This window comes from Paenibacillus sp. 1-8 (assembly GCF_056316205.1).
In genome coordinates this window covers 1,947,016-1,964,087 of the sequence record NZ_CM149995.1, presented here as the reverse complement: position 1 = coordinate 1,964,087, position 17,072 = coordinate 1,947,016, and the positions used below count along the sequence as shown (strand labels likewise).

General features: G+C 49.9%; 15 protein-coding genes. 1 reads left to right on the top strand and 14 read right to left on the bottom strand.

From position 1 onward, the window contains the following. Positions 1-67: 67 nt before the first annotated feature. From AC0WRU_RS09165 to AC0WRU_RS09140, 6 genes are all read right to left on the bottom strand, one after another. Positions 68-301 carry a hypothetical protein gene (locus tag AC0WRU_RS09165; protein WP_476128053.1) on the bottom strand — a complete coding sequence of 78 codons (234 nt, stop codon included), beginning with the start codon at positions 299-301 and terminating at the stop codon, positions 68-70. A gap of 208 nt (positions 302-509) precedes the next feature. Next, the gene (locus tag AC0WRU_RS09160) at positions 510-851 is read right to left on the bottom strand and encodes a darcynin family protein (protein WP_025685403.1); all 342 of its coding nucleotides are present in this window, start codon (positions 849-851) and stop codon (positions 510-512) included. Positions 852-932: 81 nt separating this feature from the next. Further along, positions 933-1,514, bottom strand: a complete 582-nt coding sequence (locus AC0WRU_RS09155; RefSeq protein WP_476128052.1) for a Crp/Fnr family transcriptional regulator — start codon at positions 1,512-1,514, stop codon at positions 933-935. Between the two features lie 155 nt (positions 1,515-1,669). Next, positions 1,670-3,511 carry an adenine deaminase gene (locus AC0WRU_RS09150; RefSeq protein ID WP_476128051.1) on the bottom strand — a complete coding sequence of 614 codons (1,842 nt, stop codon included), beginning with the start codon at positions 3,509-3,511 and terminating at the stop codon, positions 1,670-1,672. 83 nt (positions 3,512-3,594) lie between these two features. Next, the gene (gene helD, locus AC0WRU_RS09145; protein WP_476128606.1) at positions 3,595-5,973 is read right to left on the bottom strand and encodes an RNA polymerase recycling motor HelD; all 2,379 of its coding nucleotides are present in this window, start codon (positions 5,971-5,973) and stop codon (positions 3,595-3,597) included. Positions 5,974-6,284: 311 nt separating this feature from the next. Next, on the bottom strand, positions 6,285-7,316 hold the full coding sequence (locus AC0WRU_RS09140) for an FUSC family protein (RefSeq protein ID WP_476128050.1): 1,032 nt from the start codon (positions 7,314-7,316) through the stop codon (positions 6,285-6,287). A gap of 188 nt (positions 7,317-7,504) precedes the next feature. Between AC0WRU_RS09140 and AC0WRU_RS09135 the strand changes: the two genes are divergently transcribed. After that, positions 7,505-8,803, top strand: a complete 1,299-nt coding sequence (locus tag AC0WRU_RS09135) for an MFS transporter (RefSeq protein ID WP_476128049.1) — start codon at positions 7,505-7,507, stop codon at positions 8,801-8,803. 90 nt (positions 8,804-8,893) lie between these two features. Here the strand turns inward: AC0WRU_RS09135 and AC0WRU_RS09130 are convergent, their stop codons facing one another. The 8 genes from AC0WRU_RS09130 to AC0WRU_RS09095 all read right to left on the bottom strand — a co-directional run bounded on the left by AC0WRU_RS09130 (position 8,894) and on the right by AC0WRU_RS09095 (position 16,927). Continuing rightward, positions 8,894-9,526, bottom strand: coding sequence for a DUF2238 domain-containing protein (locus AC0WRU_RS09130; RefSeq protein ID WP_476128048.1), 633 nt, complete (start codon positions 9,524-9,526; stop codon positions 8,894-8,896). A gap of 27 nt (positions 9,527-9,553) precedes the next feature. After that, positions 9,554-9,757: a YwbE family protein gene (locus tag AC0WRU_RS09125; RefSeq protein ID WP_013309792.1), complete on the bottom strand. Its 204-nt coding sequence runs from the start codon at positions 9,755-9,757 to the stop codon at positions 9,554-9,556. Between the two features lie 63 nt (positions 9,758-9,820). Continuing rightward, positions 9,821-10,561, bottom strand: a complete 741-nt coding sequence (locus AC0WRU_RS09120) for a DUF1361 domain-containing protein (RefSeq protein WP_476128605.1) — start codon at positions 10,559-10,561, stop codon at positions 9,821-9,823. Between the two features lie 186 nt (positions 10,562-10,747). Further along, positions 10,748-12,499, bottom strand: coding sequence for a hypothetical protein (locus tag AC0WRU_RS09115; RefSeq protein WP_476128047.1), 1,752 nt, complete (start codon positions 12,497-12,499; stop codon positions 10,748-10,750). Between the two features lie 33 nt (positions 12,500-12,532). Beyond that, positions 12,533-13,495, bottom strand: a complete 963-nt coding sequence (locus AC0WRU_RS09110; RefSeq protein ID WP_476128046.1) for a sugar phosphate isomerase/epimerase family protein — start codon at positions 13,493-13,495, stop codon at positions 12,533-12,535. Continuing rightward, a complete protein-coding gene (locus AC0WRU_RS09105) occupies positions 13,492-14,364 on the bottom strand; it encodes a carbohydrate ABC transporter permease (protein WP_025685493.1) in 873 nt (290 codons plus the stop codon). Before AC0WRU_RS09105 ends, AC0WRU_RS09110 begins: the two co-directional genes overlap by 4 nt. Before the next feature lie 22 nt (positions 14,365-14,386). After that, positions 14,387-15,289: an ABC transporter permease gene (locus AC0WRU_RS09100; RefSeq protein WP_476128045.1), complete on the bottom strand. Its 903-nt coding sequence runs from the start codon at positions 15,287-15,289 to the stop codon at positions 14,387-14,389. Between the two features lie 30 nt (positions 15,290-15,319). After that, positions 15,320-16,927, bottom strand: a complete 1,608-nt coding sequence (locus AC0WRU_RS09095) for an extracellular solute-binding protein (RefSeq protein ID WP_476128044.1) — start codon at positions 16,925-16,927, stop codon at positions 15,320-15,322. Positions 16,928-17,072 lie beyond the last annotated feature (145 nt).

Genomic DNA, 17,072 nt, shown 5'->3' with positions numbered 1-17,072 from the left:
CATCTTTATGCCAAACTATAGAGGGGATTAGTATAAAATCTTTTGGATAAGGAAAGTGAGTTAACTCTCAAAGGTCGTGGTTGAGCTTAATGATTTGCTCTCCACGCTTACTGTCTTGGTTATTAAAATACTGTGAATAATCTATAGTATCCATCTTGGTGTCAGTTGCTTTGGGTGCTTCTATGGTTGCTTCATTATGAGGCAGTTGCTGATTTGAACTTGGAGTTTCAGCTTTACCACTGCACCCCGAAATCGCCAATACTATGATCGCTCCTACAGTCAATATCTTCACAAATTTCATAAGTCTCTCCTTATTAATATAGTGTGTCGCTATTTCTAGATTTCTTTTATAATCATCACATTTAAAGACATACGCGACTCGAACTGGAAATCGTTATACTAACGGGATAAAAGGCGAAATCCCAGCTGAACATAAACAGCATGGGAATTCGCCTTTTTTAACCGTATATAAGCTGAACTCTTCATTTTACATAGAAGCGGAGTGACGGTTATTTTTTCATCTGTAGTATTTCTGACTCGTATGACTGAAAGGCATTTTCCATCCCCATGACCACATTTTTAATCTTCATATATCCCTTGGTATACGGCTCCGAGTCGCGAATTTCTTCCCACATATAGTGATACTGTTTCATATCCTCCGTTTCGCATACGACGAAATCGGTGTAATCCTTGCCGGGAAGCGCCTCTGCATCAAAAAAACGAACTTGAACATGCTCGCTATATTTTTGAATGCTCTCCTGCAAGGATGCCGCATGTTTTCGACGCTCTTCCCGAGGCAAAGCCAGCCAGGAAGGATAAAATTCCAACAACACAACCATCATATATCGCATATGCCTATCTCCTTTTTTATGAAGCTCGAATGGACTAACATGATTGTACTCTGCTTGTCCCCCAAGCTGCATTAACCTATGTTAATGCGGATCGCTGCGGAGCAATCGGCTAAGCGAAACGGGAGATACACCGATGTACGAAGCGATATGATATTGGGCAATTCGTTTGTCCAATCCGGGGTATTTGAGAAGAAAAGCATGATAACGTTCCTTGGCGGAAAGATACAAGAGTTCGCGTTCCCGTTCCTCTTTTCGAATATATAGTCTCTCTACACTCTTGCGCACGAATCTTTCCCACATATGGCTTGTATCCATAAGCTCCTTCAGTACGTCATAGGGGATTTCAACGACTACCGAATCCTCCATAGCCTCAATGGTAAAGGTCGACGGCTGCCCTTGGACCATAGCCCCGTAAGAGGTTACATAATCATCTTCTGGCGAAAAGCCAACATTATACTCCCTGCCATCTGCCAAAGTGTAAAATAAACGGAATATTCCCTCTGAGCAAAAATAGGCATGATTTACGGGTACACCCGTTTCAATTAGATACGTTCCCTGCTGCACATGCTTCACACGGGTTCGTTCTACAAATCTCTTCCAATCCTGCTCTACAATCGAAGCTTGATAAGCCATCTTCTCTAATGAACGATAATATTGATGCATATGCTCATTGCTCCCCGAATCCCTGTATAGAAGGAAACCTTTTTGATATTTAATGCAGAAAACAGGGGCTATCCCTCCAGTCTTTACAGACCTTATGGGACACCCCCTTTCAAAAACACATATCGTAGCTACGCCCATATGGGCAAAGGATTCTGTCAGGCTTCCGATGTATCCTCTTCCACGAAGAGCGATACCTTGCGGATACCGTCCGCTCCGATCACGACAAGTCCCTGATCCGACAGGCGGATTTCGGGGATGACCACCAACGCCAGCAGCGATAGTGTCATCAGTGCGTTGTTCAGCACACAGCCGGATTGCTGAAGTGCCCGGCTGATGCTCTCGGACTGCGCAGCCACCTCTGCAAACGGCGCAGGAGACATCAGCCCGGCGATAGGCAGCGGAAAGCGTGTTTCGCCCGAGGCGGACACGACCACCACGCCGCCGCGCATAGCCACGGCCTGCTTCGCCGCCTGAGTCATTAGCTCGTCATCGTTGCCAATGACGAGCAGATTGTGGCTGTCATGCGCCACAGTCATGGCAATGGCGGCAGGCTCGGTGAAGCCGACGCCCGTCACGAGTGCCACGGCATGGCTGCCACTGCCATGATGCCGCTCGAAGACGGCTATTTTGCAAAGATCCTGCGCGGGATCTGCCGTGACCTCACCATTGCGGATCTGAACATTCATCCGCACTTCCTTCGTGTCCACATGATTTTCCGTGACACGAATTACCCGTACAGGTACGTTCCCCTCTTGTACTGGAGCCGCAATGCGGAAATCAGCAGGACTCAGGTCGCGTCCCAGACGAACCGTGTCCATCACTTCCGCAGGATAAACAAAGCCATCCCAATCGGCGACCATTTGGCCGTGCTCAGCCACCAACTGCCCCGCTGCAATCGTAGCGGTCACGTTCACTTCGGCCAGTCGGCCATCGAGCAAAATAATATCGGCAATCGCTCCCGGAATAATCGAGCCGATATCCCGCGCTACGCCGAAGCGCTCTGCCGTATTCAGCGTAGCCATCTGAAACGCGGTCACGGGCTTGACGCCCTGCGCAATGGCATGACGCACGACGAAATCCATTTGTCCCTCATGGAGCAAGGATTCCGCGCTGCGGTCATCCGTCACCAACATCATGCGCCGGGTATCGAGGCCCATTTCCGTGCTGGCGCGGATGGTCTCGGCCACATCATGCCATGCGGAGCCTTGCCGCATTTTGGCATACATGCCGAGCCGGATGCGCTCGGCTACATCCTCGGGCGTGACACATTCGTGGTCGCCCGTAATCCCTGCGGCTGCATATACCGGCAGCCGCCAGTCGTCGGAGGCCCATGTAAAATGGCCGTCCGCCACCTTGCCCGCGCGCAGCGTGGCCTGAATTTCCCCGATCATCACATCGTCTCCATAGACGACGCCCGGGAAATTCATGACTTCGCCCAGCCCGATCATATCCGGGCCCCAGCGTAAGGCTTCCGCGACTTCCGCCGGGCCGAAGGAGGCCCCTGTCGTTTCCAGTTCCGGTCCTGTGGACGGAACACAAGAAGCCACCTGCATGTAGGCAGCCAGCGGTGTCGTGCGTGCTTCATCGAGCATCAGGCGAAGCCCTTTCAGACCAAGCACATTTGAAATCTCATGCGGGTCAAAAAATCCGCCCGTCACGCCTAGCGGCAGCACAGCTTTTGCAAACTCCGTTACGGTAAGCTGCGTGCTTTCGATGTGACAATGTCCGTCCAGTAATCCTGGTGCCATATAACGGCCTTCCGCTTCAATGATCACGGTGTCTTCTCCGATGGTATGGCTAACGTCCCGACCGACGTATGCGATACGGGAGCCCTGCACAGCAATAGACATTCCCGGTAATAATTCGCCCGATACCACATTGACCAGCGTTCCTCCGCGGATAACCAGCGATGCCTTGCGCTCCCCTCTGGCTGTAGCTACCAGCTCGGGTACACAGTCCGCCAGCGGCGGGCGTTGAAATGCACTCTTCATGTCCATTACGTTTTGTTACCTCCGTTTATGCTTCTTACCTGTTTTTCTTATTTGCTTATGTTACTGGAATACGCACAATTATGCCAGTCTTACAGAACAGGATCACTTTCTTCCACTTTACGGGTATACGTATCCGATTCCTGCGAACTCACGAATGGTGTAATTTCGCCTATCGTATAAATATGCAGCAAATGCATAGCCCGTGTACAGGCAGTGTAGAACAACTTGCGCTCACTTTCACGCTGATATTGCTCCGCTGATCCGTCATAGATCAGGACCGCATCGAATTCTACGCCTTTCGCCAGATAAGCCGGAATGATGTGAATTCCCTTTTCAAAAGCCGGAGTTGTTTTCTTGATCAGCCTTGGCTTCACGGGCAACTGCCCTTCGAGCGCTTCATAAGCTGCTGCACTTTCTCCGGCATTTTTGCAGATTACTGCCACGGATTCATAGCCTTCTGCCAGCAATTCCGTGATGTTTCCGACGATCAGACGATGCAGCGTTTCACGCGAATGTACCTCCGTAACACGTGGCTTCTCACCCTTCCGGTTAAACGGTACAATATGCTCGCCTCCGGCCACCATTCCCCGGGTAAACTCCACAATTTCCTGAGTCGAGCGGTAGCTGCGTGTCAGGGAGATCATCTCAGTCTGTTCCGCTCCATACAGCTCATAGAGAGGCTCCGCATCCTGAAGCACCGAAGCATGCGCATAGATCGCCTGATTAAAATCGCCCAGCGCCGTCATTTTAGCCTGCGGAAACAAGCGCTTGAAAAAAGCCAGTTGAAACGGTGAATAGTCCTGCGCTTCATCAATAAACACATGACGGATATGGCTATTGGAACGGAAACCCAACATCAGCTCACGCAGATACAAAAAGGGGGTTACGTCCTCATACGCCAGCTCCCCGGCCTGCATCCGTTCCAGCGTTTGGCGGCTGATTTCACTCCAGCTATCGGGCAGCTCAGCGTGATCGGCCAGTTGGCTCAGCAGCGTCTCATTCAGGAACAACTCCCCGTATAAGCGGGTCGTATCCACGAAACGAAGCGCTTTGATCCACTTACGCAAGGGCTTCAAGCGGTCACTGACCACCATACGCGCCAGTATTTCCCGTTCACGCGTAAAATCGTCGAAGGTATGGCCCTTGTTCTTGGATTTACGCCGCATGCGATTATAAGCACGCTGGTAATCCTCGGGCTCCATCAGATCCATCTGCTGATCCACCCATGGAGCAGAGCATTCCTCCTTACCGAAACGAGCCAGCTCCTTGAGCATCCAGTCCCTTAGCAGCTCCAGCCGATTCGCCAGCCGTACCGAAGAGTCGAACCCATAAAACTTGCGCACCATTTCCTCCAACGGAACCACCTCGCGCCCTTGAAACCGGATCGGTTTAAAACGCATACCCTCCTGCTCCAAATACGCCTTGTATCCGGTAATGGCTTGTAAAAACGTCTTGGAAGACTTAAAGCGGATACCTTCCATTCTGGCCTCGTACCCAGGCTGTGACGATGCCGAAAGTACATATTCCAGTTGCTCAAAAGGATCTTCCAGTTGAAACTCCCGGCCCAACCGACGCTCTAAATACTCCTGAAGCGTGGCCTGGAGCATGTTTTCCTCACCCAATTCGGGCAGTACCGTCGAAACGTAGCTGTTAAACATCGGATTGGGCGAAAATAGCACCACCTGATCCGCGCGCAAGCGATCACGGTACTTATACAGCAAATAGGCTACTCTCTGGAGCGCAGCAGATGTTTTGCCGCTTCCCGCCGCCCCCTGTACGATGAGCATACGGCTTCGATCATCACGAATAATGCGATTCTGCTCCCTTTGGATTGTTGCCACAATACTTTTCATCTGAGCATCCGAGCTGCGGCTCAGCACCGCCTGTAGCAGCTCGTCTCCAATCGTTACCCCTGTATCGAACATAAAACGAATCAGTCCACCGCGGATCGAGAATTGGCGCTTGAGCGTCAGTTCTCCTTTCATTTCCCCTGTCGGAGTCTTATAAGAAGCGGGACCCGGCATATTATCGTAATAGAGATTGGAAATCGGTGCACGCCAGTCATAGACCAGAAATTCCTCGTCTTGATTATCCAGCAGGGAGGCGATCCCCAGATAAACACGCTCTGCGGGCTGTCCTTCCTCAGCAAAATCAATACGTGCAAAATACGGTGATTCCAGCAGCTTTTTCAAACGACCTAGCGCCTCTGTAGAATGCTTGTGCCTGCGCTCCCGTTCCGACAAAATTTCAGATTGCTGACGCAAGCTGGTGGAGGTCTCGCCCACATCATCCGCCTCACTGAAATTGATCGTTACCTCATCCCAAAAGTCTTTACGCATATCTACGACATCTCCGCGTACAGAGCCAACCTCCGTCTCCAGCCTCCGAATGCGCCCGCTAATGACAGCAGTCACGTCCTCTACTCTCCGTTGTTCCTCATTCCATTGCTGCTCAGTAGTCACTGGCATCACTCCTGTTCCGTTTCCTCCTGCTCCACCGCAGGGCTAAACTATGTTCTATTATGGACCTGGGTATACCCTTGGCATCCCTCTGATCCGGGAAAATTGACTTACACTTTGAAACATGCTATAATGCGATAAGAAGTGTAATTAACGAATTTAAATTCATGGCTTTACCATAAACATAGCATCCTCTATTGTAGCAAGTTCAACCCCTGTTCGCAACCAGCGGGCTTTTTTTATGTCTTTTTATATACGCAAAAAGCGGTCGTCCATCTGTATAGATGAATACGACCGCTTTTTGCTTTTTCATACATTCGCTACTTGCTCTCTTCCACAGGATGAATATGATCCGCCAATCTGCTCAACCGCTCCAGTTGATGACCATAGTCATACATCGCGGCAGCCACAATCGACAGTCTTAGCATTCCTTCCTGACAGTGGTCAAAACGGGTAATCGCATGCTTCATAAATTCGCCGTTCGCCTGCTGGAACATTTCGCTTTCTTCCTCGTTCGGTTTCAGCTTATCCTCGAATTTTAGCAGCGCATGTTCATGGAACCGGATCAGCAGCTCCAGATGACTATCAAAAAATGCATCCGTTCCCTTCGGTCGTAAGGACTGGAAGTAGTGCCTTTCCACCGCGTCCAGTACCTCATATCCTTTGTGCAAACTTCCGAGCATTTGCTTGTATACCACCATCTGCCTCGTCTGACTGAACCGGGAGCGCTTGAGCTTCTTCTGATCTTCCTCGAACAAATGATATTTATCCGATAGCGATTTTATAGCTCCCTCCAGATTGCCTTTTTCCTCTTTAAAGACAGACTCCTTAATCTCATCGGAAATGGCGGTGCGCAGCAGCAAGGACATACTGTTAAATACACTTTGAATCTGATTGATAAACTGCCTTTTCGGTTTCGGGGGAAAAACAGTAACATTAATGACAAAAGCAGAAACAATCCCGATTAAGGTGAGCACAAAACGGGTCACCGCAAATTTCCAGTCACCGGAAGCTTCCATTACAGAAACAACGGTAACGAGTGTCAAACCTACCGTATCAGCCATATTTAATTTCAGACATATCATTAGTACCAGTACACATACCAATCCGACCGCAATCGGTTCATTTGAAAATACCATTCCGCCCAGCAACGCCATGATTGCACCCAGTGTGCTTGTTTGGAGTTGATCCAGAAAATAACGCCACGACCTGTATATTGATGGTTGCATGGCAAAAATAGCGGCTATCGCTGCCCCCACAGGCGAATGGGTATTCAAGAGCGTGCTCAAAAAAAGGGCGAGCGTCACTGCGATTCCCGTTTTTAACACCCGTGCTCCAAAAGCCAAAGCCATCCCTCCTGCTTACCCTTCAAATTTATTCATACCGAATTACTATAATGAAATTTCAATGTAAAGTCTATGCTTTATTATTACCCAAAAAAAATCGGAGACAAGGAATATTTATGGAATGCACAGATCCTGCTAGAATACATATCAACAGCATCAACTTATCTACATCAACGTCACAGGAGGATCGCATCGTGTCATGGATTAGCAAAATGTTAGACGAGCCTCGAAAGTGGCCGCGTAATATCCGATTGTTTTTTATCGCCAATCTGCTGTACCAGATGGGTACGGGGATGTTTTCCGTACTGTATAACCTGTATATCCAGGGGCTTGGCTTCGGGGATGACATGAATGGCCGAGTGGTGAGCATGCAGGCGCTGGCTACAGCTTTGCTGTTTATTCCGGTCGGTTTTTTAGGGGATCGGACGAGCCGCAAACACATGCTGGTCATCGGAGCGCTATTCAGCGGTGTTGCCTTTCTCATCCGTACCTTTACGGATACCAGTGGCAGTATGCTGGTTTTCGCCGTCGTTTCGGGAGTATTTGCCGCCTTTATTCAGGTGCTGGCTGTACCCTTTTTGGCGGAAAGCATAAGCAAAGCCCAGCGCTTGAAGATATTCAGCTATTACTCGGCTCTTGTACTCGCGGCACAGGTCATAGGGAGCTTTGGTGGTGGTGTGCTTGCGGATGGACTGCAAACGTGGGGGATCACACAGCTTTCCAGTCTGCGGGTCGCCCTGTTTCTCGGAGGAACGGCAACACTGACCGCTTTTATTCCTCTATTGTTCATGACAAAAGCCTCTCACGTCGAAGAAAATGTTCACCTTGCCAAATCGACACCTGAACCGGTAACAGCGGATACGGCGGAATCCACGTCCGCTTTACCAGTAGCACCTGCTCCTGCTGCTTCCGATACCCGGGTTATCGGACAATTTGTTCTTGCCCAGTTTTTTCTCGGGTTGGGCTCAGGTCTGGTCATCCCGTATCTCAATTTATATTTTACGAACCGCTTTTCCGTATCGCTCAGCGCGATGAGTTTGCTGATTGCTCTCGGTCAGCTCATGACCATCCTCTCCATGCTGATCGGGCCTACGCTTGGCAGCCGGATCGGACTGGTCAAGGCTGTCGTGGGCTTTCAACTGCTCTCGCTCCCGTTTCTTCTGATTACCGGCTTCACCAATGTCCTCTGGATTGCTTCCATCAGCTTTCTGTTCAGGCAAGCGCTGATGAATGCGGCCAATCCGCTGCAAACCGCCATTCTGGTGGAACGTGTATCGGATAAGAACCGGGGCATTGCCAACTCGATTCTCCAGACGACCTGGATGCTCGGAACCGCAGGCATGGGACCTGTACAAGCCTATCTGATTACGACCTACGGCAATTACTGGGGCTATGCCATCACGTTCAGCATGACAGGTGTGTTCTATATTTTGTCCTCCCTCGTCTACTATTGGATGTTCCGAGAATCTCAGGATACATCAAAGGGTGGTTAGAAAATGCTTTAGCACGCATTCTGTAACCACCCTCCACTATCATTACAACTTTATATCGTCCAGCTATAATCTCCAATAGAAAGGAACCCGCTAATGTCTTAGCTGTTTCAGCAGCTTGTTATGTACTCCGCTTAACAGAATCACGGCTGTCAGGGCACCAATCAAAGCAAGAAGCATATCCCATTGGGTATCCCATATATCCCCTTGGGTTCCCAAAAAGGCTTCTGCGGCCGTTCCAGTCGCCTTGGCTACGGCAAACTCAATCAGCTCATATGCAGCACTAATCGCAAGGCATACACTAACCGTGAGAAAGGTCAGCCAACCTCCGCTTCCCAAGGTCGTTTTACGCAGCAGCACTTCTCTGACAATAAGCGCAGGCACAAAGCCTTGCACAAAATGCCCAAGTCGGTCGTAATAGTTACGCTCCAGCCCGAAGGTATCCCGAATCCAGTTGAACAGGGGCATTTCCGCATAGGTATAATGCCCGCCGACAATCAGAATGAGCGCATGCAGCCACATCAGGGTGTATACCAGATTCGTAAACCGGAATTGGCGGTAAACCGCCACCAGCAGTACAGTTCCCACAATCGCCGGGAGAACTTCCAGTACCCAGGTAAAATGATCCGCCGGATGGATAAAGGACCAGATGAGAGCAAGCACCAGTAATACAAGCAAAACAAACGGATAGCGATCATGTTTCGACCTTGTCGTTGCCTGATTCATACGTCATTCCCCCTCAACCCGCAGTCTCTATCCTTCATTGGTTACGATATGTTTGACACGCCCAACCTGTCCGTCTGCCAAACGCACTTTAATTCCATGCGGATGACGTGGAGAATTGGTCAAAATATCCTTCACCGTTCCTCGCGTCAGCTTTCCGGTAGGCTGATCTTTTTTAAGCACAATATCCACCTGAAGCCCTGCGCGAATATCTGATCGGTTCTGTCCGTTCATTGTCTCTATCCCTCCTTTCTATTCAAGCTTATGAAGCTACTCAGCCACTTGGTCTTATTGACATTACCAGTTACGCCATTCATCCCGACGGCTGTTGCCGATCCAAACCACGCACATCGTGGATACATAGCTAATGAACAAAATAGCGAATACCATCCCGCTAAACTCCATAAAATGAGTACGCTGTAGGGTATCTGCCCATATGGAGGACACCTGCGTATATAACTGGGAAGGCGCAGATATAATATCCCATGTGTTCCCCCGAAAGAAACGGCCGATATAAATGCCCAAGCTACTTAGCAGCAGTACAGCCAGCACAAACAGCCAGCTTATAAACCCGCCGCGTGCACGCTGTACTAGCTGTCGTACAGATTCGAGCGATACAAATCCCATCGTCAGCCCCAGGACAGCGACCAACAGCATCCCCAGTACATGATTCCAGAAATACGGCTCTCCCCAAAAGCGTTGCTCCCCAAGAAAAGGATATCTCGCGAACACATGCAGCAAATCTGTGATTAAATACGGTGTGTTGGGATAAAAAAAGAACCATACCGCTCCCGTTATCCAGAGCAAAAATGTTCTCGTTCCCCGCCGCCAGGAACTATAAATCACATCAAGCAGCAGCGTTAAAAGCATCGGAATCCAGGCCAGCATCATATTCCACCAAATAAAAAGATAAGGGCGGCCTCCCGAGGGCAGCCGCACGTTAATGATCCACAAGGTGCTTATCACTGAGCATACGGCCAATACAATAAAAACATACCCTTTTACAGGATAATTCAACGATCTTAAACGGGCATACATAAGTGTCCTTCCCTCCTTTGCAACCGTCCATCCTTCCTGACGTTCCAATTTACACCTGTTCTGGACAGTGTACACCACAATCGCTTCAAGCTCAATGGAAGCGCTCCATTCAGCATGACTCAAGACACCAAAAAGCACCTGTTTCCGAGACTGACCTCATTCCCGGAAACAGGTGCTCATCGTACCTCAAATTTCACTCACAGGCAAAGGAGACATACGGATCGTGATCGTCTGATCGAACGGAGCCATCCAATTGACCAGCAATGTGTGACAATCCACAGGGTGAGCAGCCCCCCGAACCGAGGTAGCCGAATGCTCCATCGCTGTTCCTGTCAGCTCAAACCATGCATTTCCCGATTCATAGCGCGCCATACCCCCAGTCCAGCATTGCACCGCTCCATTAACCAGCCTGTATTCCCCGCAAGTGAATTTCCCTTCACGTCCAAAAACAAATAAAATCTGTGTCATACAATCCATCGGGCCTTCTGAGCGAAAACGAAGCGTCCACACATCCTCCTGACGATCCACATCCACCCGGATTTCATGCTTCTGTTCATGGGTAAGTGGCCGTTTGTGGTGCGGGAGCAAATACCACGGACTAATTTCCTCCTGCGAGGTGGGCGGCAGATCAGCCGCTGCAACAGGCCCGTAGTAGCCTTTGGCCTGCTGACCCGATAGGGCCCATCCGGTTTCATGCGCAGTCAGCTCCTGCATAGGCACGAAGCCTGGCGAGAAATACGAGGCTGCCTGAACCGCCAGCAGACGTGCATCTCCATGCCGCAACGACAGGAACGACGAAGCCTCAGTCATGAGTGTCGCGCTGGTATCCTTCTGCCGATATCGAGCAACCGGAGCGCCAAAGTCCGTATGCAGCCTGCTGTGATAAATGTGCTGATGATGCCCTGCCTCATCCATCCGGCTCAGATAGTCAGCCCTCGGAAAACCTCCGTTCAGCAGCTTGTTATAGGTGACAGGTAATGCAGCTGGCGGTAGTTTGCGGGTTTGCAAACGTGGCTCCAGCAAAAAGCGCACAGCCGCATTAATCGGAGCACCGCCCGGATGATCCGTTACTTGAACCGCGGCGACAGCCATCGCTTCGAATATAGTATCCTCATCCTCGGTAGCCAGCATGGCATACGGGAGAAGATAGGAGGATAAATTCATAATCACGCCGAAGTCCTGTCTTCCTGAATACTCTGTGACCACTTCCCCATCGGGATGGACAAGGTACACCATCATGTGCAAATTGCGCCGTACCGGCTCCAGCAACTCCGGCAGCTTCAATAAACGGGCGGCATGAATCAGCATAATATCGCTGACAGCATTATAAATTCCATTGCTGCGTTCCGTCCATTCGCCATCCGGCGTTTCGTCCAGCCCTTCTGCCAGCCACATACCGGCCCGGGCGAGCGCCTCGGGCAGATCAAACAGCTCGTGCAGGAAGCCCAGAGCAGCGCACAGCACCCAGCGATGATTCGGCGTATGGCACCCCCCGGTCAGCATGACCGGAATCGTCCGCTCCAGAAACAGGCGGATCGCGTCAGTCACCCGGTGCAGCTCCAGCCAGTCGTCACCGATCAGCAACTGGTAGACCTGAGCGTAGCCCACTACCACGAACGCCGTATCCGGCGGCGAGTGAAAATTGGTCCAGCCCGGCGAAATAGAACCGTCCTCATGCTGTACACGCAGCATGTACTGTGCCGCCAGCTCCAGCCGGATCAGCACATCCTCATTCCGGTAATAGGCGGAATCCGGATTGACGAGCGCGGCCGCCCAGATTGCCATTGCCGCAGGAGTGCCAACCGAATGATTAGGCCAGGCAATCCCGTTCTCATCATCGGTCACCCCGCCGTAATAACGGCTGTCGACATCCAGCACCTGATGATCCATGCCCGGTTTCACCCAGGCATCGTTGACCGCTATGATTTTACTGTACATTCCCTCAACCCCTGTGATATGCATAATCGTTGATCATCCTTGCATCTGAAGTTTCGCTATCTTACTTGTCAGCAACTCATGGCTGCGTTCAATGTCCTCTGGCTGGCAAGCCGCTTTCAGCTCATACACCTTGATCGGCGCCTGCCGGATGATATGAATGAAACGATCAAAGAACTCCAGATCACCGCTATGAATATAAGGGCACCAATGATCGGATAATCCTATCGTTTCATGGATGTGGACACCGAGAATATAGTCGATCATTTCATTGGCTTCCTTGGCATTATCGTACAATCCCATCCGATCCATGATCATGCCGTGTCCAATGTCATACCATAGATACACGGGTGCGCCCTTCAAATCGTCTATGATCGTCTTGGCCTCCTGTAAGGTAGGCATCTGATAACAGCGTGAACGAGTTTCGATACCAATTGCTACATCATAGCCCTTGGAGGCGATACGGTCACACACCTCTTCCAGACTGTCGCGGATACGTTGTACATAATGCCCACTCAGCGCATTCCGCCGCTCCAGCATTTGTGTCCACAGCGCTTGATAAGCAGCCGAATCCCTGCCCTGCTCACGGTAAATCACTTCCAGCTCTCCGCTGATATCGTAAGGAAACGGAACCTCTCCGGGATGCACAACCACCGCCTTTGCACCATATCGATGCGCATATTCCGCAGATTGTACCAGCAGCTCTATCGCGCGTTTTCGCTTCGTCTCATCATCAAACCCGAGCAGAACGGAATCCGTACCATAATCCGGGTCAGGCGTGTGAGGAAACGTATTATGCACACTCGATATGCCGATTTCTCCCCGCTCAATCATAGGCTCAATCGTCGTCAGCATTTCCCGGGTAATGTTATAATTCAGCTCCACCCGGCCAAAGCCCAGCTCACGGATTTCCTCCACAAGCTCTCGGCCGACTGTATGCCTTTTTATATTCCAACAGGTGGAAAAGGAGTATTCCCCCTTCGCCTTCATCGTCATCATCCTTTCACCGCTCCAAGCATCACGCCGCTGACAAAATATCTTTGCAGCCACGGATAAACAAGCAGGATCGGAACCGTTGCGAAAATAACACTCGCCGCCTTCAGCCCTTCAGGTGTAATTCTCGCACCGCTTGCTCCTTCCAGCCTCGACAGCTCGGACACCATGTTATTTTGAATCATTTGATACAGCTTGAGCTGCAACGGGAATAAATCCGGGTTTTGAATATACATCAGCGTATCCTGAAACCCATTCCAGCGCCCCACACCGTAAAACAGACTTAATGTCGCCAGCACAGGCAAGGACAGCGGAAGCACAATCCGAATCAAAGTGCCGAATTGACTGCTGCCGTCAATCTCTGCCGCTTCCCCCAGACTCTCTGGAATCCCGTTAAAGAAGGAAATCAGAATAATCAGATAAAACGGACTGATCAGACCGGGTAAAATAAGGGACCACATATTATTCAGCAAATGCAAATCGCGAACCAGAATGTATTCTGGAATGATGCCGCCACTGAAAAACATCGTCACCACAATCATAAACATAATCGTTTTGCGGCCCTTTAAATTTTTCTTCGTTAACGGATATGCAGCTATCACTGTCATCAGCATACTCAGCACCGTCGTGATCACAGTCAGCATGACCGTAAACCCGAGCGAACGAATCATGCTCAAATCGGAGAAAACCTTCCCGTACGCCTTCAGATTGAACTCAACCGGGAACAAGGTAACTTCTCCGGACGTAATAGCCCGGTTTGAGCTGAAGGAAATAGACAAAATATGAATAAACGGGGCCAAACACAGCAGTACAGCCACAGCCACCAATAGGGTGGTTACAATATCAAAGGTGCGGTTCGCAGTACGTTCACTCATCAGGTGCCAGCTCCTTTACCACTTACAAAATACTTTCATCCGTCAGCTTCTTGGAAGCATAGTTCGCGCCCAGTACGAAGATCAGACCGACCACCGCCTGAAACAGCCCCACCACCGTTGCCAGCGTATATTGCCCGGATTCCATTCCGATACGATATACAAACGTACTTAGTACATCGGAATAGTCCCGAACCGCCACGTTGCCAATAACATAAGGACGATCAAAGCCAATGGTGATCATATTGCCCAGATTAATGATGAGCAGCGTAGCAATCGTCGTTTTCATACCTGGGATCGTAATATGCCAAATTCGTTTCATGCGCCCTGCACCATCCACCTCAGCGGCCTCGAACAACTCCCGGTTAATTCCGGTCAGTGCAGCCAGGTACAAAATCGTTCCCCAGCCTGCACTTTGCCACACACCCGTAAGCAGATAGGTGATCACCCAATCATTTTTATCCGTCAAAAAAGGAATCGCCTGAAATCCGAGCGAGGTCAGCACATTGTTGATCATGCCGGACTGCGTACCAAATACCTGGTACACAATCCCGCCGATAATCACCCACGAAATAAAATGGGGAATGTACAAAATCGTTTGCGACAGCTTCTTGAACCAGACCACTTTCATTTCATAAAGCAAAATCGCCAAGATTAAAGGTGCCGGAAAAGAAACCAGCAGATCCAGCAGATTCAGCACGATGGTATTGCGCAGTGTTCTATAGAAATCGTCCATGCGAAATACTTCCCGAAACGCGTCAAACCCGATCCATTCACTTCCGGTAATTCCCTGAAAAAAGTTGAAATCCTTAAATGCAATCTGCACGCCCCACATCGGGCCATATTTGAACACAATGAAGTAGGCCAAGGGCAGCACAAGTAACGTGTATAATTGCCAATATCTGCGGAAGTAAACGTTCCCTTTCATGCGCTGTCTCCTCCTTTACATTCCGCCTTCTTACTTGCCTGTCATGGCCTTGTAAGCCTCTGTGTGCTCATCCAGTATCGCTTGACCGCCGCTTGCCATATAATCCTTCAATGCCGCTTCAAAGGTCGCATCAAATTGTGCCGATGGTGCCATCACCGATTTCACAACCATTTCATCAAACTTGTCCAGCAGCGAGTTGCTGTATTTGGACTCGGATTTGATTGGATGGTCAAATTTCAGCGGAGGCACGGTATCCGTGTTGGAAATATCCATCGCTTTACGTACATCCTCCTGGAACTGAGACGGCATGCCCAGAATAAAGGCTTCCTTGTTTTTCTCATCATCGCCTGCAATTTTGCCGTTCGCAACGATAACCACATCGCCCTGATTATAGATACGGTCTTGTGATTCTTGTGTCGGGTTTTCCTTGGCGACTGGAATTCCGTCTTTCAAGGTATAATTTTCGCCTTCCACACCATTTTGCATATCGAGCAGCACCTTTTCGGAAGACATCCAGTCGAGGTACTTGATCGCCTCAATCGCATGCTCACTGGATTTAGGCACCATAATGTAGAGTCCATTGGATGCAAATTCCGGCTTGGCATGCTTGCCCTCGCTGTTGGTGTACGGGTCCATCGGAGTCAGCTTGGCTTTCGGCTGGTTGGCCAACAGGTTTGCATAAGCGGAGTCGTTGTAAAAAATGTTGTCGTAATCTTCACTGAAAAAGCCGGTATTACCGCTTTGAATATCCTGAGTCAGTTGTTTTTTATCCTTATCCAGACCGAAGTCCTTGCTGATCAGATCTTCATTGTAAAGCTTGTTCATAAACTGAACTCCATCCTTGAATCCAGGCAGCAGGATCGGATAATCACGGGAACCCAGCTTTTGAGTCAACGTATATTTCTGCTCATCCGTCACCGGCTTGATAAAAGACCACAGCAGCGAATCATATTGTCCCGGCTCCATCGTCATACCCAGTGGAACCACCTTGCCGCCGGTCTTGCCGGGGTCTTTTTCCTTGAACGCTTTGAGCGTGTTATATAATTCGTCTGTCGTTTTAGGGACAGGCATTTTCAGTGTATCGAGCCAATCCTGGCGTATGAAGGAAGAATATTTCCCTAAAATAGTACGCTTACCCGGAATGGCGAACTGCTTGCCTTCCACCTGACCGTAGCTCAGCGTATCTTCACCGAGGAATTTTTTGAGATTCGGGCCATACTCATTCAGCAATGGGGTCAAGTCCGTCAATCCCCCCTGCTCTGCGTACCGCTCAAAAGTGCCGGAATCGTAAGTGAATACGATATCAGGTACATCGCCGCCGCTCGCCATCAGGACATTCAGCTTGGTGACCTCTTCCGAGCGCTGAACAGGCACATACGATAGATCAATATTGTTGGGTTTGCCAAAGTTCTCTTTTGCATAACGGGTTAAATAGCTGTCAGTAATGGTGTAGCCTTGAGGTGTGTTGCCTCTGTCAAAAATTTCAACCTTCAATGAACCACCCTTGTCTCCGGCAACCGTCGAATTTTTGTCCGCCTCACCCGACGAGCATCCGCTCAATACAACCGACAGTGCAACCGTAGCTGCAAGCAGCAGACGCAGCTTCTTCAAAGTTCCTCCAGCCTTATTTCCTCTCATTCCTGAACACCCCTTTGTCTGCTTTTTCCCGTTCGCCCTTCTTCTTATCAGAAGGTTATGGCATATCATGCATCGGCATGTGTCTGTCCCTTGTGGGTCCGGGATGTGCCTTAGTATGACATGACCGTAGGAAAACTGACAATAA

Excerpts from the sequence above, each read along its gene's own strand:
- AC0WRU_RS09165 (WP_476128053.1), bottom strand. The coding sequence starts at position 301 with ATGAAATTTGTGAAGATATTGACTGTAGGAGCGATCATAGTATTGGCG.
- AC0WRU_RS09160 (WP_025685403.1), bottom strand. The coding sequence starts at position 851 with ATGCGATATATGATGGTTGTGTTGTTGGAATTTTATCCTTCCTGGCTG.
- AC0WRU_RS09155 (WP_476128052.1), bottom strand. The coding sequence starts at position 1,514 with ATGCATCAATATTATCGTTCATTAGAGAAGATGGCTTATCAAGCTTCG.
- AC0WRU_RS09150 (WP_476128051.1), bottom strand. The coding sequence starts at position 3,511 with ATGGACATGAAGAGTGCATTTCAACGCCCGCCGCTGGCGGACTGTGTA.
- helD (WP_476128606.1), bottom strand. The coding sequence starts at position 5,973 with ATGCCAGTGACTACTGAGCAGCAATGGAATGAGGAACAACGGAGAGTA.
- AC0WRU_RS09140 (WP_476128050.1), bottom strand. The coding sequence starts at position 7,316 with ATGGCTTTGGCTTTTGGAGCACGGGTGTTAAAAACGGGAATCGCAGTG.
- AC0WRU_RS09130 (WP_476128048.1), bottom strand. The coding sequence starts at position 9,526 with ATGAATCAGGCAACGACAAGGTCGAAACATGATCGCTATCCGTTTGTT.
- AC0WRU_RS09125 (WP_013309792.1), bottom strand. The coding sequence starts at position 9,757 with ATGAACGGACAGAACCGATCAGATATTCGCGCAGGGCTTCAGGTGGAT.
- AC0WRU_RS09120 (WP_476128605.1), bottom strand. The coding sequence starts at position 10,561 with ATGTATGCCCGTTTAAGATCGTTGAATTATCCTGTAAAAGGGTATGTT.
- AC0WRU_RS09115 (WP_476128047.1), bottom strand. The coding sequence starts at position 12,499 with ATGTACAGTAAAATCATAGCGGTCAACGATGCCTGGGTGAAACCGGGC.
- AC0WRU_RS09110 (WP_476128046.1), bottom strand. The coding sequence starts at position 13,495 with ATGATGACGATGAAGGCGAAGGGGGAATACTCCTTTTCCACCTGTTGG.
- AC0WRU_RS09105 (WP_025685493.1), bottom strand. The coding sequence starts at position 14,364 with ATGAGTGAACGTACTGCGAACCGCACCTTTGATATTGTAACCACCCTA.
- AC0WRU_RS09100 (WP_476128045.1), bottom strand. The coding sequence starts at position 15,289 with ATGAAAGGGAACGTTTACTTCCGCAGATATTGGCAATTATACACGTTA.
- AC0WRU_RS09095 (WP_476128044.1), bottom strand. The coding sequence starts at position 16,927 with ATGAGAGGAAATAAGGCTGGAGGAACTTTGAAGAAGCTGCGTCTGCTG.